Origin of the sequence: Neobacillus niacini, from assembly GCF_030817695.1 — a bacterium.
Lineage (GTDB): Bacteria > Bacillota > Bacilli > Bacillales > Cytobacillaceae > Neobacillus > Neobacillus niacini_F.
In genome coordinates, this window is the sequence record NZ_JAUSZQ010000002.1 from 4,647,961 (window position 1) to 4,672,500 (window position 24,540).

A 24,540-nucleotide genomic window follows, 5' to 3' on the forward strand; every position below is an offset into this window, starting at 1 on the left:
CTCTTCCTTTCAATTTTTCTACCAACGATGATTATTTATTTTACTGACCCCATCATCCCAGCTACAAAATGCTTTTGAAGCAAGAAGAAGATAAGTGCTGTAGGTAATGTTGCAATCACAATCGTTGTCATAATAATCCCGAAGTCAGGTGAATGACTTGATCCAAGATTAGATATGAGCAACGGAATCGTATGGTTTTCAGGAGATTGTAAAACCACTAGCGGCCACAAATAATTATTCCAGCTTGCCATGAAGGTAATAATGGCAGCTGCTGCATATGTTGTTTTCATTGTAGGAACAAATATACGGAAGAAAACACCAAGCTCTGTTAAACCATCGATTCTTCCGGCCTCTAGCAGCTCTTTTGGAAACATCTTTGTATTTTGTCTGAAGAAAAAGATTAAAAAAGCAGTTGTAATGCTTGGTAACATTGCAGATGTTAGTGTATCAATACCAATCCCCGGTGCAATTTGAGAAATTGTCCCAAACATCCGGAATAAAGGGATCATCATGGCAGCGAAAGGTATCATCATGGATAGAAGTAAAATATTAAACACAACGTCCTTTGCCTTACTCCTGTAGATTTCAAATCCGTAGCCAGCAAGAGAAGCAATGATTAGAGATAGAACGGTCGTTGTTATCGCTATAATAACTGAGTTTGTTAACGCAGGAACAAGATTTACCGTATTAATAAGGTTCTGATAATTTTCTACCAAATGTGTTCCTGGCAATAATCTTCCCTTTGTAACATCGGAAGATTTATTTGTAGCACTGACAATCATCCATAAAAATGGAAAGATAGAGACGATTGTAAAGATTGATAGGATAATATAAATGAATATTCGATTTATTTTATGCATTTTTATCACCTGCTACTTTGAACTGAATGATAGAAAATATGACAATCATGATAACGATCGCGTATGAGACAGTCGCTGCATAACCAAAATCAGGAGTATATTTGAATGAAAGATTATATATATACTGAGAAATGGTTAAAGTGGAATTTCCTGGACCACCTTTTGTTATATTCATAACTTCATCAAACAACTGAAGTGTACCAATGGTTGATGTAATAGATGTAAATAAAATAATTGGCTTTAGCATTGGAATTGTAATTTTAAAGAATTGTTGAAATGCAGATGCACCATCTATTTTAGCTGCTTCATAAATGGAATTATCCACGTTTTGAAGAGCAGATAAATAGAAAATCATATTGTAGCCTGTCCAACGCCATGTAATCGCAATAATAATAGTTACCTTTGCCCAAAAAGGATCCGTAAGCCATTGAATTGGCTCTGATATGAGAGAAACATTTATAAGAAATTGGTTGATAAAGCCTTCTGAACCAAATAGATATTTGAATACAACAGAATACGCTACAAGGGAAGTTATACACGGTAAAAATATTGCAGTTCTGAAGAAACCTTTTAGCTTCAGTTTCTTATCATTTAACAAGACTGATATAAGCAATGCCAAAATGATCATTATCGGTACTTGAATGATGAGGTAGATTACTGTGTTTTTTACAGCAGCAATAAATGTCGGATCTGTAAATAATCGAAGGTAATTATCGAAACCAACAAATTGCAGATTGGTTCCAGCACCTGATTGAAAAGAAAGAATAAGTGCTTGAGCCATTGGATAGAAATAAAATAAACAGATCATTACTGTCGCTATTGTAATAAACGACCAGCCGATTAATCCATTCTTAAAACGAAGGTTGTTATTATATTTTCTTTGTTTTGGCTGTACGCCTTGCTTCGTAGTTGCTTGTATCATTTCTTCAACTCCCTACTTATAACTATATAAGAATAGCCTCGGAAGAGCCCGCCTAACCAGTAAATAGCTTCGTTGTACCCTATTAGAGAAGCTGGCGCGAGTTCCGAGGCTATAGCTCTTATATATCTCAAATTCTATAAAATATATGCGAGGTTAAATTCGAAGCCAATTATTTAATTTGTGTTTCCGCTTGTTGCTGTGCTTCTTCTAATACTTTATCTATGTTTTGACCTTCAAGGTAATTCTGCATAGCAACAACTAAAATATCCTCAATCGCATATGTGTGCATTCCGTAGTTTACTTGTGGAATTTCTTCAGCCCACTTTGAAAAATCAGAAATAATTGGCTGACCACCGAAGAATTCATCTTCTGCCTTATAAGCTTCACCCTCAGTTGCTGGAATATAAGTACCGATAGCACCAATTTCAGTAACAAATTTTTGGTACAAGTCTACATTCGAACCAAAAGTCTTTGTGAGAAAATCTACTGCATTTTCTTTACCAGGAACATCTAGAACGTACCAAGATGCACCACCTAAGTTAGAAGCATTTACGGATTCCATTCCTGGAAGACTAGGATGCGGCACTACTGCCCATTTTCCTGATTGTGAAGCTTCCGCTTTTATTGAAGGAGTAATCCAGTTACCAGTAGTTACTGTAGCAACTTCACCACCATTAAATGTAGCTAAGAACTCATTCCAGTCTGAATGGAAGTTCATTAAATCATTATCAACCAGTTCCTTATACATTTGGAATGATAGTTTAAGAGCTTCATTACGTTCTAAATCAGGTGTTTTACCATCTTCCTTTACATACCACTTACCTGCTGTCTGAATCATTGTACGAAGAATACCTAAATCATTTGGGTCGTTAGTAAGCAATCTTTTACCAGTTGCTTCTTTTACTTTCTTTCCAATTTCAATGTATTCTTTCCAGTCGATATTTTGTAAATCTTCTACTGTATAACCTGCTTCTGCTAGATAATCTGTTCTAACATATAGTCCAGTTACTCCCGTATCAAATGGTAGTCCGTAATTTTCACCATCTACACTTGTTGCTTCAACTTTGTATTGAACGAAATCTTCTGTTTTATAAGATCCAGTTAGTGGATGGAACATATCTGGATATGCTTGTAGGAAGCTTTTTGCACGATAATCTTCAATTAACACAATATTTGGTAATCCCTTAGTAGTACCGGAACTTAAAGACGTATTAAGTTTTTGAACAATGTCGTCTTGAGCATTTTCAATGACGTTAACCTTAAGATCTGGATTTTCAGATTTATAAGCTTCTTTCGCTAATTCTAATGCTTTAATGTTGAAATTTGGATCCCATGCCCAAACTGTAATTTCATTTTTATCTGAGTTCTTCTCTGAGTCAGTACCATTTGAAGCCCCCGAAGAACACGCTGCCAATAAAAGAATACTGATTATCAATAATACAAATATTTTCTTCATCTTTTAACCCCCTAAGATTTTTTTTCTTTGTAAGCGTTATCTCACTTACAATTACTATCGTACCATCACTTAGAGAGTACAAGTTAGGACGATATTTTTGTAAACTTGTGATATATTTGTCAGTTGGATACGCTTCCATTCGTTCTTTTGTATTATTTTTATATTTTATGAATATTTTTATTTTTTTCGTACTGGAAGTGAAATCCGAACTTTTGTCCCTTCTCCTATCTTACTAGAAATTGTAACTCCATAAGCTTCACCGTATATCAGCTGAATACGCTCATCGACGTTTCGAACACCAATCCCACTGAACATCTCCTGTTTGCGCTTCGTATCCGGAAGTTCGTTATCTGCCGATACTTCCATTCCGTCACCATTATCAAACACCTCACAAATAAGAGAATCTGCTTCTTTCCAAACGAGGACATTAATCGTCCCCACACTTTTTTTATTAAAACCATGAAAAAAGGAATTCTCAATAAAGGGTTGTAAAACTAATTTAGGTAGTTGGATTTGATAACATTCTGGCTCGATGAAATAATTCACTCTAATTCTTTCTCCATAGCGTTTTTGATTAATTAAAACATAGCTTTTTAAATTGTCTATTTCTTGCCTCACGGTAATGGTTTCACTAATATTACCTATCGTATTCTGTAATAAGGATATCAACGCATTAATGGTTTCGGATGCCTCTTCTTTTCCACCTTGCTGTACCATAAATTTAATGGAAGTTAACGTATTATATAAAAAATGGGGATTTATCTGCTGCTGCAGGGCCGCTAATTCCGCATTTCGTTTCTGCTTTTGGATTAGGACAATTTTATTCACATACTCATGAAGTTCATCAAGCATAACGTTGAAAGCTTGACCAATTTGTCTCGTTTCATACGTGCCCATTACAGGAATATAATAATCAAAGCCGTTTTTAGGAGTATTTCCAATCTGCTTAACAAGAGATGACAATGAATTGGTTAAACTTCTAGAAGCAAAAAACACGGTGATAATGGCCAGTAAGATGAACAGTAAACAAATGAGTGCAATCGATTTTTTATCGATGATATTTGCAAATGCTGCTTCTTTATCAATTAAATTAACCAAGTACAAATTAAAGGTTGGCAGATATTCAATCATTATTAAATGGTCCTTACCCTTAAAATCTGCATTCATATAATCCTTTTGTTGCTCCTCTAGTTGGATGGCATACTCCAGGAGTTCCGTTTCCTTATTTCCAATGAACTCATTACGATTACTCGATAAAATGGTCCCAGACTGATCCATCACTAACACATTATTACCCAAGCTTGTATAGCTGCTATAAAACTTTCTAAAATCCTTTTCTTGTATAGTAAAATACATAGATCCATAAATATATTTTGAAGTCGGTTCCATAAAGGCTTTTGAAGCAACAATCACTCTATTTTCTTGTGTTTTATCATTTTGTTGTTCAAGATGATATAGCAGTTTTTTAGGTTGTTTAAATGTATTTGTTGTGATGAAGTGATCTTTTAAATCTTCATCTGCACCGACCCATGATGGTCTTTCTGTTGCAAAACTAATGCCATTAATACCGTAGACTAAAATACCAACATCATAAGCTTCTACACTTGTTTTTATATTGTTCATTTGTTTTTTTACATTATAATAATACGTACCCAACATTTTGTTTGAATGCTCACCAGTGAGGAAACTCTTCATCGTTCCGTTATTCAAAAGACCATTAGAAGCGATAACAATCGAATAGTGAAAAGTACCTAAACTCTCCTTTATTTGATTCATAACCTTACTATTATTAAAGCTAAACCGCTCAATAAAAAATTGTTCTGACATACGAAATGTGGTCCAGGTAATCAGTGTGGAGACAGTAACAATGATTAGTATCGTAATAAGGAACATTTTATAAAATAAGCTGTTATGTCTAAATCGTTTCGGTATTATTTTCATTTATATCCCATCTCTTAATCCTTAAGTGTGTTTTCTTCTAAATTTACTAGGTGACATTCCGTTAATTTTTTTAAAGACTTTACAGAAATAGCTATGATCTGAAAAACCTACCAATCCACTAATTTCTGAAATCGATGCTGAATCCTTAAGTAAGAGCTGCGAAGCTTTTTCAATTCGAACCTTATTTAAATACTCGATAAATCCTTCTTTATTATGTGTAGAAAAATAGTTTGACAAATAGGAAGGATTAAAATGAAAATGCTCAGCTACATCTGATAGGCTTAGTTGGTCGGCATAATGGTCTTCAATAAATTGCAGGATTTTCTTCATATTTAAATTACTAGGTTGGTTTTTCTCTGAATCTAAGCATTTGTTCACTTGTTCAATAAACTTATTTAGTTGTTCTACTGTTTCATTAGATGAATATGCCTCGTTAATTGACCTGAAGTACTCATATTTCGTATTCTTTATTTCAGTCACATCGTATTCCATGTTATTTAGTATGACAGTAATGTGGAAGATGATATTTTCAAAGAATGATTTGAATTCGAATATATCCGTTGTAAAACATTTAGAAAATAAAGATACATACTCCTGTAAATAGCTAAAAGCTTCATAAAATCGACTATGCTTACATTCGCTTGTGAACCAATCCATTTTGAAAGCTTCCATTTTTGGTACTTCCCGTTGTAAATCCTGTTCCCTTAGAATAGGGATGTGTGGAAAATAAAATTGATATTGAATCAATTTTGATAGTTTTTCCTTATATACAAGCCCGATTTGTGAAAAATCAGTGAATTGCTCACTTAGAACAAAGCCAAAATCATTATGAGTTTCGGCAATCTTTTTTACGGAATCGATGATTGCTTCGGACTCGACTTTATTTACATTTAGAATAACCGCTGTTTTATTCTTATCTATGGAAAATGAATAATGTGTTGCTTGAGCTATATTAGAAGGGTATTGCTTTGTAATTTGATCTTGTATTTGAGTCAAATCTTCTTTAGGATAATGCCCATTAAAAACTACACCTAATAAATAGAAGCTATCATAGGGAAATACTCTCGATACCAGTTCGGCATCATAATCGGTTTCAAGACCAGAAATTAACTTATCAATGACAAGATTTACAGACATACGATCCTGCTGTTTTGTTTCATTTGAAGCAGTAGGTAACAACCTGCTTACTGCTTTATTTAGCCCATCTAACAATGTACTTGCATCCAGTTTAGGCTTTAGTATATAATCAACGACTCCGCTTTGAAAGGTAGAACGAACATAGTCAAATTCGCCAAAACTACTAAGGATAATGATTTCAATATCTGGATACTTTGACTTAACAATCCTTGTCAATTCTTCCCCATCCATAATAGGCATCACAATATCGGTTAGTATGATTTGAGGATGAGTTCGTTCAATGATCTCAAGTGCTTCCTTTCCATTCGAAGCCTCCCCCACAATTTGAAAGCCTTCTTGCTCCCAATTAATGTAGTGTTTAATCCCCTGTCTAATTAAAACCTCATCATCTACAATAATAATTTTACACAGTTCTTTTGCTGCCATCATGTTCACCTCAGAAGGAAAGCCTATTTTGCTAATATTCTTAGTATATATTATACACTTCAAAACTAGTATTTCTCATATTATCTATGGGGTTTAAATCTACCAATTTTAGATAAATAAATGAAAGACCCTAAGAAGAAACAGTTAAAGCTAAAAAACGTTCCTTACTAGTGTAAGAAACGTTTTTTCATCGTATTAAGTATTGCAATACAGTTTAAATTAAAGCTTTAATACTAGCCCTTTCTTTCTTTCCGTACAATAAAAAGTAAAGACCAGAAGAAACTAACACTAGAACGCCTAGAATCATATAAAGAGTACTATAGCTCGTATATGGAAGGAAGAATCCAAGTAAATAAGGACCGAATCCAAGCCCGGCGTCAAGAAATATAAAGAAAGTCGACGTTGCCAGGCCCATACGATGAGGTGGCGTCAGCTTAACAGCGATTGCCTGAGTGCATGACTGCATATTCCCAAATCCGAATCCAATAAGGATACCCGCTACTAACAAAGTGCTGCTGCTGTGGGCTGAACCTAAAAGCAGCATTCCAGCTGTAAAAAGGACAAATGCCGGATACATCACATAGTTTGCACCTTTCACGTCCATTAAGCGGCCTGTGAAAGGACGTGAAATCAATACTGCTATTGAATAAACAAGAAAGAAGAAACTTGCTGCACTAACCAGTTCAATTTCAATGGCATAGAAATTAATAAAAGAAAGAACGCTAGAGTAACAGAAACCTATTATTAGAGTAATCACAGCAATCGGAACTGCCTTAGGTTCGATAAATTGAGAGAGTTTGAATCCTTTTATTTCGGTTTTCGATGTTGCTCCTTCCAATGCCGGCACATGGACAAAGAATGCTGTGATTAAACTGAGGATTCCTAAAATCAGACAAAGGCTAAAAATGATTTGAGTGCTTGTATGTTGGCTCATATATATCCCAATGAACGGTCCGATTGCTGTAGATAATGTCGAACTCATACTGTAATAACCGATACCTTCTCCTCTTCGTCTTTTCGGGATAATCTGAGCCACAATCGTTCCTGTTACTGTGCTTGCAATACCCAATGTAATACCATGTAAAAAACGGGTAATAAGCAAGAAGGTGATACCCAAATGGATAAAATATAAACATGTTGTTAAAATATAAAGAATTAATCCGATGAATAACGTTCTTTTACGGCCAATTGAATCCATACTACGGCCAATAAACAGACGCCCAATTAACGTACCAACAATAAAAATCCCTGTAACAAGCCCGGCCTGACTTGCAGAAGCTTGATATTCCTCTACCGCATAAACACCTATAATTACGATTAATAAATAAAAGACTAACGTTAACAAAAAGTTGACGCTGGATACAATAATAAAATCCTTTGTCCATAATTTAGGATTATTCACTTTTGCTTCCCTCGCCTTTCATAATATTTTCCTGTACCTTAGGAAGCGTTTGAAACGTAATCATTTGTTCTTCATCAGTGATACCTTCCATAACACTATTTTCTAGTTCCGTAATTTTTTCTCTACATGCTTGATAAATCTCTTCTCCTAATTCTGTTAGCTGAATGACTTTCTCACGCCTATCCATACCAGGAATTTGCTTCACCAGCTGTAGGTCCTCCAAACGGTGAACCCTTCTCGTGATAGTTGGCTTTTCAACATTATAATTATTTGCAATATCTACAAGTGTCGAAGGTCCATTGTTTTTTATATAAAAAATAACTTGCCATAAAGAGTAAGAAAGCTCATAAGTACTCATTAGTTCATTCAATTTAGTTATTAGTGATCTATATAAACTTAAATAACGCTGAAAAAAACCTTCCAATTCTTTCTCCTCCGCTCAAATAAAATAGTTACTACGGATAACTGTTACCTAAGATAACCATATGTTTTTTTGAAAAAGATGTCAAGGTATTTACTTTAAATATTGACTCATTCAGTTCATAGTAAGTGATGTCTTAAATGAGTCTAACAAGATATATTATTTTGAATTTTTATTATATTATTATCCCAATAAAATATATTGACTCGCCCGTTAAACTCGTGATAAATTATCTTTTAATAATTAAAGTCTATGACGAGAAAGAGTAAAAAAAGAATTTGTTCTCCAGAGAGTCGGCGTTTGGTGGAAGTCGATGGGCAATCTTATCTGGAAATCATCTCCGAGACGCAAAGCTGAAAATCAGTAGGCTTTGACGGATTTCCACCGTTACGATGGAACACGTATGGTAGTACGTTGACTGAGAGCCGATTTGTTTCTATTTAGAAACCTACGGAATATGGGTAGTAACGCGAGCACAAACTCGTCCCTATTTTTGGGACGAGTTTTTTTATGCATAAAGTGGTGGAATCACCATTCGTGTTCACATCTCACCTAAAAAGTTCCTTAAATGCACATTCTACCATTACAAGTAATCATTCTTTTTTTACTCAAGGAGGTTTAATGGTTTGAAAAATCTATTTGTTATCTCAGGTTCATTAATTGTGGCTTTTGCTTTTAATTTCTTTCTCGTTCCTTATGGAATCTTGAGCAGTGGTATTAGCGGTATTGCTATTTTGATTGGGTTAATTACTCCATTTGATATTGGCTTAATGAATCTGCTGCTGAATTTACCCTTGCTGATTTTAGGCTATTATAAACTTGGGAAAATGATTACCATCAATACACTAATTTGTGTTTTATCCCTCTCCGTTTTCTTATATCTATTGCCCGCAGTTCCTGTGACAGACAATATATTGCTCTCAACCATTTTTGGCGGAATCATTGGAGGTATTGGGGTCGGCATTATTTTAAAGTCCTCCGGAACTTCTGGTGGTTTGGATATCATTGCGATTATCCTTTCCCGAACGAGTAATGCTCCTGTTGGTCTTCTACTTACAGGTATGAATGGCATTATCGTTCTTATTTCCGGAGCTGCTTTTAGTTGGAATATCGCCCTATACACACTTTTATCTATCTATCTGACTGGTAAAATGATTGATACAATTCACACGGATCATATTAAATTAACCATGCAGATTGTCACTACAAAAGGTGATTTAATCCGAAAAGATTTACTGGAATCAATCTACCGAGGGATTACCATTACTGAAGGTTATGGCGGCTACTCCCAAGAGAAAAAACAGATTATCATGATGGTCGTTACAAGCTATGAAACAGCACAAATAAAAAAAATTGTCCGTAACCATGATGAAAATGCATTTATAAATATATTTAAGACCGTTGAAGTTGACGGGTTGTTTGCTAAAAATTAGAAATATGGAAAAAGACGCTTTCGATTAGAAGCGTCTTTTCCATTTTTAAAAAGTATGCATTTTTTTGATAATACTACTGGTCATTCTACCTTAGCACAGATCATCCTATGAAAGGGTAATTAATATGATTCTTTTAATGTACGTTTTAGGAATTCTCTGGTACGGTCTTGTGTTGGATTATTGAAAATTTGTTCGGGACTTCCTTCTTCTGCAATAACTCCCTTATCCATAAATACGGCTCGATCAGATACTTCCCTGGCAAATTCCATTTCGTGCGTTACGATTAGCATCGTAAGACCTGATTCTGCAAGTTCCTTCATGACCTTTAAAACTTCTCCTACCATTTCTGGATCAAGAGCGGATGTTGGTTCATCAAATAACATCACATCTGGTTCCATGGAAAGTGCTCTTGCTATCGCTACCCGCTGCTTTTGACCGCCGGATAGCTGCTTTGGCTTCGCATTGATATATCTATCCATGCCAACAACTTTCAAGTACTTCATCGCTACTTTTTCTGCTTCTTCCCTAGAGCGTTTTAATACTTTTACTTGTCCCACCACACAGTTGTTGAGAACATTGTGATTGTTGAATAAGTTAAATTGTTGGAACACCATGCCTAAATGCTTCCGGTAATCAGCTACATCATGCTTATCATCTAAAATATTTTCGCCATGATAGATGATTTGTCCGCCGCTTGGTTTTTCTAAAAGATTGATACAACGAAGAAGAGTTGATTTACCAGACCCTGAAGAACCGATAATGGAGACTACTTCTCCTTTATTCACCGAGAAATTAATGTCTTTTAATACTTCATGTGTTCCAAAGGATTTGTTTAAATGTTGAATATCAATAATTTTTTCCATATTAACTCCTCCTTCTCCTATTATTTTTGACTCACTTCTGCCTGTGTATCATTTCCGATCATTGTATAGTTGTCAGAGCCATCTAATTTCTTTTCAAGGTATAGCAAGATTCTTGTGACAATAAAGGTCATTACAAAATAAATCATACATGCTACGAAGAATGATTCAAAATATCTAAAGTTATTACCTGAAATCGATTTTGTAACGAAATATAATTCTGTAACGGATATAACATTCAGAACGGATGTATCTTTAATATTAATAACAAATTGATTTCCTGTTGCCGGTAGAATATTTCGAATAACCTGTGGCAATACCACATTCCACATCGTTTGGACATGAGTCATTCCGATCGCATGCGCTGCTTCGAACTGTCCTTTATCAATCGAAACAATCCCGCCACGAACAATTTCTGCCATATAGGCTCCTGTATTAATCGATACAACAATTATTGCTGCTGCAAATACATTCATATCGATACCAAATGCTAACGCAGAACCATAATAAATCACCATCGCTTGTACAATCATTGGTGTTCCACGGAAGAATTCAATATAGATAGAAAGAATTGCGTTGATTACTTTTAAAAATACTCTTTTCGCTCCACGTTCAGGCACTGGAATTGTACGAATTACCCCCGCTAATAATCCAATTATTGCTCCTAAAACCGTCCCAATAAGAGCAATCAAAAGTGTTAACCCAGCACCACGAAGGAACATAGGCCAGTTTTCTGAGATTATTTTAACGACCCACTCAAGACTCATCTTTTATCCTCCTCTACTGTATAAGACCGACTGTACGATTTATACAGCCGGCCTCGTTTAAATTATTCTGCTGCTGGTTGATTCTTAATAGCATTATCCATAATGCTTGTGCGTTCTTCTTCTGAGATACCCGCTAAAATTTCATTGATTTTGTCTGTAAGGTCACTGCCTTTTTTAAGACCGACAGCAATTGCTGTATCATCTGCTGAAGTTTTAAAGCCTTCTTCAAATTCAACCATTACATAGTTATCATTTGCTGCTTGAGCACTAACTCCTTCTGGACGCTCTGAAACGTATCCATCAATCATCCCTGATTCAAGAGCTACTCGCATTGCTGGGAAGTTGTCCATCGCCGTTTTCTTGTCTACACCTTCAATTTGATCAATTACTGAATAGTGGAACGTATTTAATTGAGCTGTAATTTTTGTCCCTTTGAAATCTTGGATAGAAGTTGCACCTTCATACTTGCTGCCTTTTTTCACAACCATCACTAAATTGGATGTATAGTAATTATCCGAAAAATCGATTGTTTCTTTACGTTCTGCTGTCGGTGACATTCCAGCGATAATGGCATCAATTTTACCTGATGTTAAAGCTGGTACAAGTCCATCCCATTCTGTTTTGACAATCACTAATTCTTTTCCTAAACCTTCAGCCACTTTTTTAGCAATTTCCACATCATATCCGCCTGCATATTCTGCAGAACCGTCTATTTTAACACCACCGTTAGAATCATCGTTTTGAGTCCAGTTAAACGGAGCATATCCAGCTTCAAGACCAACCTTAAAAGTATTATCCTCTGATGATCCAGAATCAGAACCCTTGCTTGTCCCACAACCTGCTAATAGAAGAATCGCTGAAACCAACAAAACTATAATTATCTTAAACTTATTTTTCATGATGTCTTTCCCCTTTTTTTTAATAGTTTACTAAAGACAAAAAACGACCTGAGATAAACTCAGGTCGCAATATGCATAGTTACCTTAAGTCCCCTCTTTTATCCCAAATGAGATAGCACAACTCAATAAACCGGAGAGTTTATTGAGACAGTCCTGCAGCTCTTAACTACAGACCCAGCATGTAATACTTGAGAATATTACAAACTTCGGCGATATCCCCTTCTCCTTAGCCTCATTGCTTCTCAAGCTCCACTAAAGACTGTTAAATACCGCGCCTCTACCTCACTGAAAAAAAAGTGAGGTCTTATTAAATTATATTAATATACTACCGCATCCAGTCGAAATCCGTCAACTTGTATTTTACTTCCATTTCTATTCAATCCATTCCTGGCAACATTTGAGTTGTGAATGGCTCTTTTTTGGTTTGCTTTATGCTGTTAGTTTGATATCTTTTTCCTTTTTTCTTCTATTAGAATACAAAATAAATAATAGTATAAACCATAGTGGTGTCAACAATAAGGCAGGACGTGTTTCTTCGGCAACCAGCATAATGATAAGAATCATTGCAAACAACGTTAATACAGCATAATTAACAAATGGTGTGAATGGTGCCTTAAAGGTTGATTTTTCCTGTAATTGCGGGCGTGTTTTTTTATACTTTATATGACAAATTAGTATAATACCCCAAACCCAAATAAAACAAATGGCACTAATCGTTGTCACGATTCCAAAAGCTTGTGCCGGAATAAGTTTACTTAAAAGCGCACCGACTGATACCACAAGCGTGGATGTAAATAATGCGTTGCTTGGTACAAAATTTTTATTCAGTTTTGCAAAATTAGATGGCGCCTGATCATTTTTGCTTAAATTGAATAGAATTCGGCTAGTTGAAAACAAACCGCTGTTACAAGCAGATGCAGCTGACGTTAATACGACAAAATTAATAATTCCTGCGGCTATCGGAATTCCAACTAAACTAAACGTTTTAACAAAAGGACTTTCTGCTGCATTTAGCTCCGTCCATGGATTTATACATAATAAGATAATTAGTGCGCCAACATAGAAAAATAGAATCCTTGCAGGAATTTTATTAATAGCTGATGGGATATTTTTTTCAGGATTGGATGTCTCTGCGGCCGATACACCCACTAGTTCCACTCCAACATAAGCAAATACAACCATTTGAAACGAAAGTAAGAAACCTGAAATTCCGTTTGGAAATAGTCCTCCATGTTCCCAAAGATTTTGAATCGTAACTGTCCCCGCATCGGTCTTGAATCCCATCACTAGCAAAATAACCCCAATAGCTATTAATACTAGAATGGTAATTACTTTTATTAAAGCAAACCAAAACTCTAATTCTCCAAAAAGCTTTACCGTTAATAGATTGAGTCCTAATAAGATAATTAAACAGATGATAGCAGGTACCCATTGTGGAATATCAAACCAATATTGCACATAGACTCCAACTGCAATCACATCAGCCATAGCAACCATAATCCAACAAAACCAATATGTCCAGCCAGTTACAAACGCTGCTCGAGACCCAAGATAATCTTTAGCAATGTCGGTAAATGATTGATAACCTGCTTTAGACAAAAGGAGCTCCCCTAGCGCCCTCATAACGAAAAAAACGGCAATCCCCACGATTAAATAAGCAAAAATGATGGATGGGCCGGCCAGTTGTATCGCTTTGCCGGACCCTAAGAATAATCCAGTTCCAATGGTGCCGCCAATTGCAATTAGTTGAACATGCCGATTTTTTAAATCTCTCTTTAATTCTTGTTGTGCCAAGTTAAATTCCTCCTTAAACTACTATTAATGTGAAATCATGAGCAATAAAATTACCCAATAAAAAAAGAGACTGGATGTTCTCCAATCTCTTAGGTCTAAGAATAACAAATAATAGTTGTCATGCTGACGATTATCAGCATAACAAATAATATTCAGTACTCTTCTGTCCTTTTGCCTGAGATTGTGAACCCTTCGGCGCCGCTAAAATTCCAGCGGTCTCTCCAGAAGCTGCTCCTGCTATAGTTTGATCCATAGCATTCATAGCTGCTAATTATTAAATTTTTATTGCGATAATATTTTTAATATTTTTTCATTTTAATAGTAGTTAAGGATCTTGTCAACAACAATTTACTTTCACTAATTTACGATATGGTTCTCAGCAAGAAATTCTATAGGCAAATAGTGATACCTTACAAATGCTAACTGCTTATATTTTTCTTACTCCCCTGAGAAAAACTCCATTGGAACAGTTACTAGTTCTGGAATAAAGATTAATAAGAATAAGATAACGACTTCTACGATGAGGAACGGGGTGATGGCCTTAATCAAACGTTCCATACTTATTTTACCTGCACCAATCGCAACATTTAGAACGGTTCCAACTGGCGGGGTTAGAAGTCCAATAACATTGTTCAATACAAACAATAGACCAAAATAGACTGGGTCGATTCCTGCTGCATTGACAACAGGCATTAACACTGGTGTTAAAATCAAGATGGTTGGATTTACGTCCATGGCCATACCGACCAAAATAATAATGATATTAATCACGATTAAAAGAAGCAACGGACGATCAATTAACGGGCTTAAAATCTCAGAAATGTCTTGTGGTACATTCCCTACTGCCATCAACCATGCAGACACCATCGCAGCCGCAGCTAACAACATAATGACACTTGATGTTTTTGCAGAACTAATTAAGCTCTCCATAACATCTTTTGGCTTCAGATCCCGATAGATAAACATCCCGATAACCAAAGCGTATACAACAGCAACCACACCGGCCTCTGTAGGAGTAAAAATCCCACCTCTAAGACCAATTAAAATACCAACAGGCATTAAAATCGCCCAAACCGCATCCAAACAAGCCTTCGCCATTTCTTTAAAACTAGCACGCGGCAGCGGTTTTACCTTGTCCTTACGTGCTACCCAAGCCCAAACAAGACATAGAGCAATGGCAATATATATCGAAGGAGCAATTCCTGCAATAAATAAATCCGTTACAGATACTCCTGCTGTTACCCCAAAGACAATCATTGGAACAGATGGAGGCATAATCGGTGCCACAATGTTACCGCTTGCAATCAAAGCCGTCGAACGGCCGCGGTCATATCCTGCTTGTGACATCATTGGGATTAAGATGGCTCCTAATGCCGCAGTCGATGCAACAGCCGATCCTACTAAACTAGCAAATAATAAAATGGCTAAAATAGAAACATATCCTAACCCGCCGCGAATATGACCAACCATAGCAGTGGCAGCACGAACAATTCTTAGCGTTAATCCGCCGCGGTTCATTAAATCGCCGGCTAAAATAAAGAATGGAATCGCCATTAAGGAAAAGCTATCGGCTCCAACAAACAAATTTTGTGCAATAATCTGCGTATCAAAATCCCCTAGGAAAAACATCATGAAGACACCGCTTAATAGCAGCGCAAATGCAATTGGCATCCCTAAAGCCATTGCACCAATCAGACTTACTAAAAATACTCCCATTGTCATTGCCCATTCCCCCTTAGATGCTCAATTTTTTTTCAGAATTGGTTTTATTGTCACTATTAACCTGGTCAACAATATCATCCTCTTCTGATTCATGCATAGTAACAAGTTGATCAATTTTATTTGGATCTTTTATCACCTTAACGATGTTCGCAATACAGTTAATTCCAATACACACAGCAGTCACAATCATAATGCTGAATAGAACCGATAATGGAATTCCCGTTGCAGCCGCTCTTGCTTCTACACTCTGGACGACCATCGAATAAGTTCCTTGAACAAGCATACCCATAACAACAAGAATTAAAGCTTGATTGAGGAAATAGGCAACAATCTTTCCTTTATGCGGCAAACGTCGGACAACAATATCCATTCCTAAATGAGAATTGGATCGCATCGCTCCAATGGCACCAATAAAGGTAATAAACACAAACAAATAACGAGCAAGTTCTTCTGACCACACGAGCCCTGAATTAAATCCAGCACGTAGAATGACATTTAGAAATACGAATCCGACCATCAACGCCATCATAATGCCCAATAAATAATCTACATTTTTGAAAAGCTTATCCAAAATATTAGACATAATCCTTCCCCCCTTGTTTGAAAATAAATTCTCCTACTCAACCGCCTGAATTCGTTTAATCAAATCTTCTGCCCAATCATATTTTTCATAAAGCACTTCATACACTGGCTCCATCGCCTTCACCAATTGCTCTCTGTCCTCTTCCGTTGGAACAACATAAGTTAAGCCTTCTTCCTCGAGGAACTTTCGATCTGCTTCGAGACTTTCTTCATATAAATCCCAGCTTTTATCCGATGTTGCATCGGCAATCTCTTGGAAAATTGCCTTTTCTTCCTTCGTCAACGTTTCCCAAAATTCATTGGACATCAACAATTCAATCGAGGATACCATATGGTTCGACTCATAAATATAATCTTGAACGTTATACCAGCCTTCTTGTCTAACCGTTGAAATTGGGTTGTCCTGGCCATCAACCACATTTTGTTCTAATGCTGTAAACACTTCCCCAAAATCCATAATTTGTGGATTTGCTCCGAGAGACTGCGCAACCTGAACGTGAATTGGGTTATTTGGCATTCTTAATTTAAGTCCTTTAAAATCTTCTACAGAGTTAATCGGTTTGCTAGAACTAAAAACACGGGCACCATTTGGATGCCATGATAAAAATTTAAGAGGCTCCTGTGATTCTAAATTCTCTGCAATATACTCTCCGACTTCTCCTTGATATACTTTTCTCGCATGCGCAACATCTCTAAAAATAAATGGAAAGTCAGGAGTCGACATCATTGGAACTTCACTCCACATAACGGTACCAACCGCTGTAACTTCCACGATACCGCTGCGAGTAAAATCGTATAATTGCTTTTCTCCACCAATTTGACCAGAATGATAGATTTCCACATTATATTTTCCATTTGTCTTTTTTTCAATTTCTGGTTCAAAGACTTCTAACAATGCTACACTCACTGGATGTGTAGGTGCAAATGGTGTCCCCACTTTCACTAAAGTACTTTTGCTTGCCCCAGCAGCATTCGAACTGCAGCCTGAGAGCGCAGCCATTCCTGTCAATAGTGCAACCCCTAATAAACCCTTTACGAATTTCTTTTTCATTCCTTATTCCCCCCATCAACAAACTCTGTTTAAAGCGCTATCATATCCACTCAAATAAAAAACAGGTTTTTAAAATTTTCCGTCTACTTTATCGAGGGCAGAATATAGGGGTGACCCCCTATATCCAATACCTATACCCCTGAATATGCCATAAACCCGCCATCCACAGGAACGGTAATCCCTGTTACAAACCCTGAACATGACTCATCAACAAGCCAGATCAATGTTCCAAGCAGATCTTCAGGTGTTCCAAATCGTTTCATCGGCGTATGCGTAATAATTTTATTTGATCGTGATGTAAGTGATCCATCTTCATTCAATAATAGATTACGATTTTGCTTCGTTAAGAAAAATCCTGGTGAAATACTATTCACACGTAAGCCCGTTTCTGCAAAGTGGACAGCCATCCACATCGTGAAATTATTGATGGCACTTTTGGCTGCACTATAAGCAGGTACCTTTGTCATCGGCGAATACGAACTCATTGATGAGATATTGATAATCGATGGGGCATCTTGTTCCAATAGTGCTTTGCCAAACACTTGGCTAGCTAGAAATGTCCCCGTAAAATTACTCGCAAAAACCTGTGAAAAACCTGATTCATCAAGATCAAAAAAGGTCTTGCCTTCCACTTCTTCTCCATAGGTTTCATTTGCAGTAATGGCGTCAGGATGGTTTCCACCGGCACCATTTATTAAAATATCAATCTTGCCAAATTGTTCAATGATTTCAGCTCTTGCCTTTTCTAATGAAGAACGATCAAGGACATTCGCTGCTAACGCAATGGCACTCCCGCCATTTGAGCGAATTTCTTCCGCGACCGCTTCCCCTTTTTCAACCGTACGATTTAAGATGGCGACTTTTACTCCGTGCCTTGAAAGTTCACGGCACATTTCTGAACATAAAACACCACTTCCACCAGTAACAACAGCCACTCTTCCATTTAACTGGTTATGTATAGGTATCATTTACACATTCTCCTCTCTCATTTTAATATTTGCATCCCATAGACCGTTCAAATACATAATTCCAAGTGCCCGATCGTACAAGCCATATCCTGGACGGCAATCTTCCTCCCATATATGCCGGCCATGGTCAGGTCTTACATACCCTTCGTAATCTTGCTCAGCAAGCTCTTTGACCACTCCTGCAAGGTCAATCGATCCATCTGCAGTAAAGTGCGACGTTTCAATGAAATCACCATTATCAAATATTTTTACATTGCGAAGGTGAGAAAATGGAGAATACTTAGCATATTTCTTAGCAAGATCCACCATATCATTTGACGGGTTTGAACCTAAGGAACCTGTGCAAAAGGTAATTCCGTTTGCAGGAGAGTTAGAAATGGATACTAATCTTTCCAAACTCTGTTCTCCAGTCATAATTCTCGGAAGCCCAAATAAGCTCCATGGCGGATCATCGGGATGAATCGCCATTTTGATGTCACACTCTTCACATACAGGGAGAATTTCTAATAAGAAATAACGCAGGTTGTCCCAAAGTTTTTCCTCATCAATCTCTTTGTACGCCTCAAACAATTCTTGAGTTGCTGCTAATTTTTCAGGTTCCCACCCAGCTAACGTCATTTTCGAAGAAGCACTCGCAAAGGTTTCGATTAACTCGTTCGGTCCAAGAGAATCAAGCTTTGCTTTTTCATAAAATAGAGCGGTTGAACCATCTGGAAGCGGGTGAAATAAATCGGTACGGATCCAGTCAAAAACAGGCATAAAATTATAACAAATGACTTTTACGTTAAACTGACTTAAATTTCGAATCGTTTGTTTGTAATTTTCAATATAATAATCTCGCTCTTGATTACCAAGCTTGATCGATTCATGGATGTTCACACTCTCAACGACATCGGCATGAAAACCATATGATTGGATATAGTCGACTTCTTCACGAATTTCATCAGTCGTCCAAACTTCACCAACCTGTTTTTTGTGCAGCGCCCAAACAATCCCCTTCACATTTGGAATTTGTCTGATTTGTTCAAGTGACACGGTATCATTATCCCTGCCATACCAACGAAATGTCATATTCATTTAAAGGACACCTACTTTTTTAAATTAACTCTTTTGAAAAATCTACTCAAAAACGATAAGTGCTTTTCTTACAATGTCTGGATTTTTCTCTACAAAAGTAAAGGCTTCTTGTACATCACTTAAAGCAAATTTATGAGTGATCAAGCCATTTTCTTTTAGTTTGTTTTCATTTAATAGCGAAACAACCTTCTCAAATTGATAGGTTTGAAGACGTGAACCCACAATCGTTAATTCCTTCTTTGTGATTGGTAATTGTGGAATTTGCGATGGGCGCTCATCAAAACCAAGAACAACTATGGTACCTGCAACAGAGGCCACTCTCAAACTCAACTCAACGGTAGCCGGTAAACATACGGCATCAATGACAACATTGGCACCTTCACCATTTGTAAACTCCATTATTTTCTCTTCAATGGATTCGCTTCCGGCATTAATCACATAGTCTGCGCCATTTTCCTTTGCAAATGCAAGTCGCTCTGCTTTTAAATCAGACATCATGACTGTAGCTCCTGCAATCTTTGCCATTTTCAAGATACAGATACCAATCGGTCCACACCCTTGAATGAAAACCGTATCTCCCTCTTGAACATTACCGCGCCATACAGCTTGAGCACCAATGGTATAAGGCTCTGCTAATACAATTTCATCCCAGTCCAGTGATGGATCAACAGCATGAAGTTGATTTTCAGGGAGGACGACAAATTCACGCATTCCTCCATCCTCATGAACTCCAAAAACAGAAAGTTCGTTACACACATTCGGACGTCCTTTACGACATGCATAGCACTTACCACAATAACGAATTGGCTCAATGACGACATGATCACCTGGTTTTAGATTGGTAACAGCTTCACCAACAGATACCACTTCTCCAGCAACCTCATGACCAACCACTCGCGGATAGGTGGCAAGCGGATTTGTTCCATGGTAAATATGCATGTCCGATCCACAAATTCCTACTCGTTTTATTTTTACAAGTACTTCGTTCGGACTGCTAATGACAGGTTTCTCAACTTCTTCTATAACAATTTCCATTGGTTTTGGAATACGAACAGCTTTCATAAAAGTACACTCCTATTCAATTAAAACTCCCTGCAGCAATCGCATAAAGGTATTTTTCACACCAACTTTATACAGATTCTCTTTCTATTAATTTTGGCTGATAGCGCAAAACTTGATATTCTTCCTTTAGTTCCGGGTTTTCAATTAACCCTAGTATAATATTCGCTGTATCTTTACCCATCTCATAGTTTGGTTGAGTTACAACCGTTATGGCCGGAGTAGAAGCAGCTAAAAATGGTGAATCATCCATGGTAACAACGCTTACATCTCCAGGAATGCGAACGTTATTCGCTTTCAAAAAGGTTAATAAATGAATCGCGGCCATCCCATTAATCGCATAAAAAGCATTGGGACGATTATCTTCATCCTGCCAAACAGATAATAATTGCTTATTGATTTCATGAGAGTCAGCCGTAACAATCCAATTTTCATTTACAGGTAATCCATTTTTGAGCAAGGCTTTTTTAAACCCTTCAATCCTTTCAAGACGCGGGGTGATTCCGCCTTCAATAGACTGACCTACTAAACAAATTCTTGTTTTTCCACCTTTAAGGAGGCAATCAACAGCTAATTCAGACGCTTTCTCGTTATCTAGCAAAATGGTTGGAAAAATAACCGGCTCCATTTTACGGTCAATAAACACAACCGGGAATTGAGCTTTTCTTAATTGTTTATAGGACTCTAAGTTCCCTGTCGTTGGAAAAATAATCAAGCCGTCTACTTGCTTAGCTATTAACATATTTATATAGCTTTGCTCTTTTTCAGGGTTATCATCTGCATTACAAACGAAAATATGAAAATCATTCTGCTTACATGTATCCTCAATGACTCTTATTATCTCCGTAGTAAAGGAATGAAGGATATTAGCAACAATAACCCCGATGGTTGCTGATTTCTTTTGTTTTAAACTCTTCGCCACATAATTTGGGATATAGTGAAGATCTTTGATCGCACTCTCAATTCTTTTCTTGGTGGCTGGTGCCATATATTCATAGCGGTTGTTTATATACTGGGAAACAGTACTCTTCGAAACTCCCGCTTTAATAGCAACATCTTTCATTGTGACTTTTTCCATCTGCATCTCTCTCCTAAACCGGTTTAGTAAATCGGTTTAGTGAAAGTATAAGTGAAAACACTTACATTGGCAATACCTTTTTAAAAGATTCTGAAAACAAACTTTCCAAGTGTTATTTATAAGTTAAATCTATTACCTTTTCGCTTCTTTAAATGCTTGACTATACGCACGTGCTGTCTGCTCAAGTTCTGCAAGGTATTGCTCATTGATTTCCCGCTTCGTATTCACAAGGTTGCTTCCAATTCCCGCCGCAACAGCGCCTGCTCTCACAAAATCACCAAGGTTTTCAAGATTTACACCGCCGGTAGGCATTAATGGAATTTGCGGAAGTGGTCCGTGGACATCTTTTAAATATTTCGGACCAAACACATTTGCCGGAAACACTTTGATTAGATCTGCACCATTTTCAAAGGCAGTTAAAATTTCTGTCGGAGTTAACGCTCCAGGAATGCTTAGGACTCCATAACGTTTTGTCATTTTAATCGTTTCTATGTTCGTCGTTGGAGAAAAAACAAATTTTGCTCCGGCCATAATCGCTGCTCTTGCTGTTTCAGGATCAAGGACTGTTCCTGCACCAACAATGACTTCATCCCCAAGTTCTGCGGATAACTTTTCAATTGTCGAAAGAACTCGAGGTGTTTCAAGTGTAATTTCTAAGGCAGTAACGCCGCCGCTTTTTAAAGCATTTGCAATGGGGATAATATTTTCTTTTGATGCACCGCGAATAACAGCTACAATACCTGTCTCTTTAATTTGATCTAGTAAAGTCATAAAATCACCTTTCCTTAACGAATGACATCGTTTTCATTGTTTGATAGAATTTGATCAATTTCAAATCGATCTGGAAGACCTTCAACATCTCCCTTGACCATAGTCACATGTGCACCTACTGCGTTCGCACGTTTAACAGCTTGTTCAAGCGGTAAGTCATCAATCATTCCTGAAAGAAATCCTGCTGCGAAGCCATCACCCGCTCCAACGGGATCAACAACATGCTTGACTGGAATACCAGATACTTTTCTTGTTTCATTTTCGGTAAAATAGATAGCTCCTTCTGCCCCGATCTTTAACACAACAATCGATGCGCCCAACTGTAAAAAACGTTTTCCAATTTCTTCAGGTTCGTCAACCCCAAATATAAATTGACCTTCTTCAACACCAGGCAGAATAATATCCGCTTCAGAAGCAATCTTCAGTAATACTTCTCTAGCCAAATCTTCTTCCCAAAGTTTTTTTCGAAGGTTCGGATCAAAAACGACCTTTACATTTCTCTCTTTTGCGATTTTGATAGCTTCATAGACCGTTTCACGGCAGCTCTCGCTGAGTGCTGGAGTAATTCCCGTGATATGGAGATATTTGGCTTGGCCAATATAGTCCTTATCTAAATCTTCCTTTGTCATCCTACTTGCGGCAGAACCTTTTCGATAATAATAAATATTGATCACGCCTTCGCGTTTATGTTCTTTAAAATACATCCCTGTTGGGGCTTCATCTGTTAGTTGAACCGTACGAACATCGACCCCTTCACCGCGGATAAACGAAAGCATGCCTTTCCCAAATTCATCATTCCCTACTTTACTGATCCAGCCTGCCTGATGACCAAGCCTAGATAAACCAATGGCTACATTCGACTCAGCTCCCCCATACCTTTTCGAAAACTGCTGCGAATATCTTAGCGGCCCCTCCGCCTCAGGAGTAAACAGCACCATCGTTTCTCCAATGGTTACAACGTCCATCACTTTTCCCCCTAACTCACTTACTGTATCCCATTCTTGCTGATATCCTTTCAGTGGTTACTAATAAATTGCTTACAATTCTGTCCTTATGCATGAGCATTCTCTCTTTTGGACCAGCAACACTTACCGCTGCCTTTATCCTCTTGCTTACATCATAGACAGGTGCTGCAATACAAAGTAATCCTTCTTCATTTTCTTCTTCTTCAAACGTATAGCCTAGTTCAAAAAACTCAGATAATTGCAATTCCAAAGCCTGACGATCTGTAATCGTCTTTGGTGTAATCGCCTTCAATTCAATCTTACTTAAAATCTCTTCCCTCTCACGAAAAGGAAGGAAAGTTAAGAATGCTTTTCCCAAACCAGTACAATAAACTGGCCTTTGCATTCCAATATAAGCACTTGTCCGTATGGAACGCTCAAACTCAAACTTATTTACATAAACCACTTTGTCTTCTGAAAGGACCGCCATAAAAACGGTCTCCTCTACTGTATTCATTAATTCTTGCAAATACGGTTGAGATTCGGTTACGAAATCAAAGGAATCTAGTGCTTTTGAACCCAGTTGAATAAGGTTCGCACCAAGTTTATACTTTTTTGAAGCTGATTGTGATAAATAGCTTTGATTGTATAGGGTTTGAATCAGATTAAAGGTACTACTCTGGGGCCAGCCTAGTTTGTCACTCATTTCTTTCACGGTTAATCCATCAGGATATTGAGCAAGCAATTCAAAAATTTGTAAAACGCGCAGTGCAGACTTAACGGTCAAAATAACACCTCACTTTAAAATCACATATGTGATTGTATATATGAATCATATATTCGTTTATTGAGGGTGTCAATGCATTCTCTTTAAATATTGAGAAAATAATAAAAAAAACACTCACAAATGTTGATTGACAACATTTGTGAGTGTTTTTTGATACCGGTGGTCGGGGTCGAACCGACACTC

General features: G+C 37.1%; 22 protein-coding genes, 1 tRNA gene, 2 riboswitches and 1 other annotated feature (1 of these 26 only partly in view). Of the genes, 1 reads left to right on the forward strand and 22 read right to left on the reverse strand.

Going from position 1 to position 24,540, the window contains the following annotated elements; translation table 11 throughout:
- Nucleotides 1-35: 35 nt before the first annotated feature.
- The 7 genes from QFZ28_RS23460 to QFZ28_RS23490 form a co-directional block, all read right to left on the reverse strand.
- Entirely contained in the window at nucleotides 36-860 is an 825-nt protein-coding gene (locus QFZ28_RS23460; protein WP_307196896.1) for a carbohydrate ABC transporter permease, read from the reverse strand.
- Nucleotides 853-1,782, reverse strand: coding sequence for a carbohydrate ABC transporter permease (locus QFZ28_RS23465; protein WP_307196897.1), 930 nt, complete (start codon nucleotides 1,780-1,782; stop codon nucleotides 853-855). The genes QFZ28_RS23460 and QFZ28_RS23465 overlap by 8 nt, the downstream gene beginning before the upstream one ends.
- Before the next feature lie 169 nt (nucleotides 1,783-1,951).
- The gene (locus QFZ28_RS23470; protein WP_307196898.1) at nucleotides 1,952-3,238 is read right to left on the reverse strand and encodes an ABC transporter substrate-binding protein; all 1,287 of its coding nucleotides are present in this window, start codon (nucleotides 3,236-3,238) and stop codon (nucleotides 1,952-1,954) included.
- Between the two features lie 177 nt (nucleotides 3,239-3,415).
- Nucleotides 3,416-5,179 (reverse strand): sensor histidine kinase, encoded by a 1,764-nt coding sequence (locus QFZ28_RS23475; RefSeq protein ID WP_307196899.1) that lies wholly within the window; start codon nucleotides 5,177-5,179, stop codon nucleotides 3,416-3,418.
- 21 nt (nucleotides 5,180-5,200) lie between these two features.
- Nucleotides 5,201-6,742 (reverse strand): response regulator transcription factor, encoded by a 1,542-nt coding sequence (locus QFZ28_RS23480; protein WP_307196900.1) that lies wholly within the window; start codon nucleotides 6,740-6,742, stop codon nucleotides 5,201-5,203.
- Between the two features lie 214 nt (nucleotides 6,743-6,956).
- On the reverse strand, nucleotides 6,957-8,144 hold the full coding sequence (locus QFZ28_RS23485; protein ID WP_307196901.1) for an MFS transporter: 1,188 nt from the start codon (nucleotides 8,142-8,144) through the stop codon (nucleotides 6,957-6,959).
- A complete protein-coding gene (locus tag QFZ28_RS23490) occupies nucleotides 8,137-8,568 on the reverse strand; it encodes a MarR family winged helix-turn-helix transcriptional regulator (protein ID WP_307196902.1) in 432 nt (143 codons plus the stop codon). Before QFZ28_RS23490 ends, QFZ28_RS23485 begins: the two co-directional genes overlap by 8 nt.
- A 240-nt stretch (nucleotides 8,569-8,808) precedes the next feature.
- Nucleotides 8,809-9,057 (forward strand) — a binding site (T-box leader).
- A 134-nt stretch (nucleotides 9,058-9,191) separates the two neighbouring features.
- Here QFZ28_RS23490 and QFZ28_RS23495 point away from each other — a divergent pair.
- The gene (locus tag QFZ28_RS23495) at nucleotides 9,192-9,998 is read left to right on the forward strand and encodes a YitT family protein (RefSeq protein WP_307196903.1); all 807 of its coding nucleotides are present in this window, start codon (nucleotides 9,192-9,194) and stop codon (nucleotides 9,996-9,998) included.
- A gap of 119 nt (nucleotides 9,999-10,117) precedes the next feature.
- Here the strand turns inward: QFZ28_RS23495 and QFZ28_RS23500 are convergent, their stop codons facing one another.
- The 15 genes from QFZ28_RS23500 to QFZ28_RS23570 all read right to left on the reverse strand — a co-directional run.
- Nucleotides 10,118-10,861, reverse strand: coding sequence for an amino acid ABC transporter ATP-binding protein (locus QFZ28_RS23500; protein WP_307196904.1), 744 nt, complete (start codon nucleotides 10,859-10,861; stop codon nucleotides 10,118-10,120).
- A 20-nt stretch (nucleotides 10,862-10,881) separates the two neighbouring features.
- On the reverse strand, nucleotides 10,882-11,625 hold the full coding sequence (locus QFZ28_RS23505; RefSeq protein WP_307196905.1) for an amino acid ABC transporter permease: 744 nt from the start codon (nucleotides 11,623-11,625) through the stop codon (nucleotides 10,882-10,884).
- 62 nt (nucleotides 11,626-11,687) lie between these two features.
- Nucleotides 11,688-12,524: a transporter substrate-binding domain-containing protein gene (locus QFZ28_RS23510; protein WP_307196906.1), complete on the reverse strand. Its 837-nt coding sequence runs from the start codon at nucleotides 12,522-12,524 to the stop codon at nucleotides 11,688-11,690.
- A 105-nt stretch (nucleotides 12,525-12,629) separates the two neighbouring features.
- Nucleotides 12,630-12,812, reverse strand: a riboswitch (Lysine riboswitch).
- A 141-nt stretch (nucleotides 12,813-12,953) separates the two neighbouring features.
- Entirely contained in the window at nucleotides 12,954-14,318 is a 1,365-nt protein-coding gene (locus QFZ28_RS23515) for an amino acid permease (RefSeq protein ID WP_307196907.1), read from the reverse strand.
- A 153-nt stretch (nucleotides 14,319-14,471) separates the two neighbouring features.
- Nucleotides 14,472-14,553: riboswitch (glycine riboswitch) on the reverse strand.
- A gap of 203 nt (nucleotides 14,554-14,756) precedes the next feature.
- Nucleotides 14,757-16,040, reverse strand: coding sequence for a TRAP transporter large permease (locus QFZ28_RS23520; RefSeq protein WP_306073672.1), 1,284 nt, complete (start codon nucleotides 16,038-16,040; stop codon nucleotides 14,757-14,759).
- Between the two features lie 13 nt (nucleotides 16,041-16,053).
- Nucleotides 16,054-16,623, reverse strand: coding sequence for a TRAP transporter small permease (locus tag QFZ28_RS23525; protein ID WP_307196908.1), 570 nt, complete (start codon nucleotides 16,621-16,623; stop codon nucleotides 16,054-16,056).
- A 33-nt stretch (nucleotides 16,624-16,656) separates the two neighbouring features.
- Nucleotides 16,657-17,673 (reverse strand): TRAP transporter substrate-binding protein, encoded by a 1,017-nt coding sequence (locus QFZ28_RS23530; RefSeq protein WP_307196909.1) that lies wholly within the window; start codon nucleotides 17,671-17,673, stop codon nucleotides 16,657-16,659.
- Between the two features lie 131 nt (nucleotides 17,674-17,804).
- A complete protein-coding gene (locus tag QFZ28_RS23535) occupies nucleotides 17,805-18,641 on the reverse strand; it encodes an SDR family oxidoreductase (RefSeq protein WP_307196910.1) in 837 nt (278 codons plus the stop codon).
- Nucleotides 18,642-19,718, reverse strand: a complete 1,077-nt coding sequence (uxuA, locus tag QFZ28_RS23540; protein ID WP_307196911.1) for a mannonate dehydratase — start codon at nucleotides 19,716-19,718, stop codon at nucleotides 18,642-18,644.
- A 42-nt stretch (nucleotides 19,719-19,760) separates the two neighbouring features.
- Nucleotides 19,761-20,780 carry a zinc-binding alcohol dehydrogenase family protein gene (locus QFZ28_RS23545; RefSeq protein WP_307196912.1) on the reverse strand — a complete coding sequence of 340 codons (1,020 nt, stop codon included), beginning with the start codon at nucleotides 20,778-20,780 and terminating at the stop codon, nucleotides 19,761-19,763.
- Nucleotides 20,781-20,847: 67 nt separating this feature from the next.
- Nucleotides 20,848-21,855 carry a LacI family DNA-binding transcriptional regulator gene (locus QFZ28_RS23550; protein WP_307196913.1) on the reverse strand — a complete coding sequence of 336 codons (1,008 nt, stop codon included), beginning with the start codon at nucleotides 21,853-21,855 and terminating at the stop codon, nucleotides 20,848-20,850.
- Between the two features lie 132 nt (nucleotides 21,856-21,987).
- On the reverse strand, nucleotides 21,988-22,626 hold the full coding sequence (locus tag QFZ28_RS23555) for a bifunctional 4-hydroxy-2-oxoglutarate aldolase/2-dehydro-3-deoxy-phosphogluconate aldolase (RefSeq protein WP_307196914.1): 639 nt from the start codon (nucleotides 22,624-22,626) through the stop codon (nucleotides 21,988-21,990).
- Nucleotides 22,627-22,640: 14 nt separating this feature from the next.
- Nucleotides 22,641-23,591, reverse strand: a complete 951-nt coding sequence (locus tag QFZ28_RS23560; RefSeq protein WP_307196915.1) for a sugar kinase — start codon at nucleotides 23,589-23,591, stop codon at nucleotides 22,641-22,643.
- Nucleotides 23,592-23,607: 16 nt separating this feature from the next.
- Nucleotides 23,608-24,357, reverse strand: a complete 750-nt coding sequence (locus tag QFZ28_RS23565; RefSeq protein WP_307196916.1) for an IclR family transcriptional regulator — start codon at nucleotides 24,355-24,357, stop codon at nucleotides 23,608-23,610.
- Nucleotides 24,358-24,511: 154 nt separating this feature from the next.
- Nucleotides 24,512-24,540 (reverse strand) — tRNA-Leu (locus tag QFZ28_RS23570); it runs 52 nt beyond the window's last position.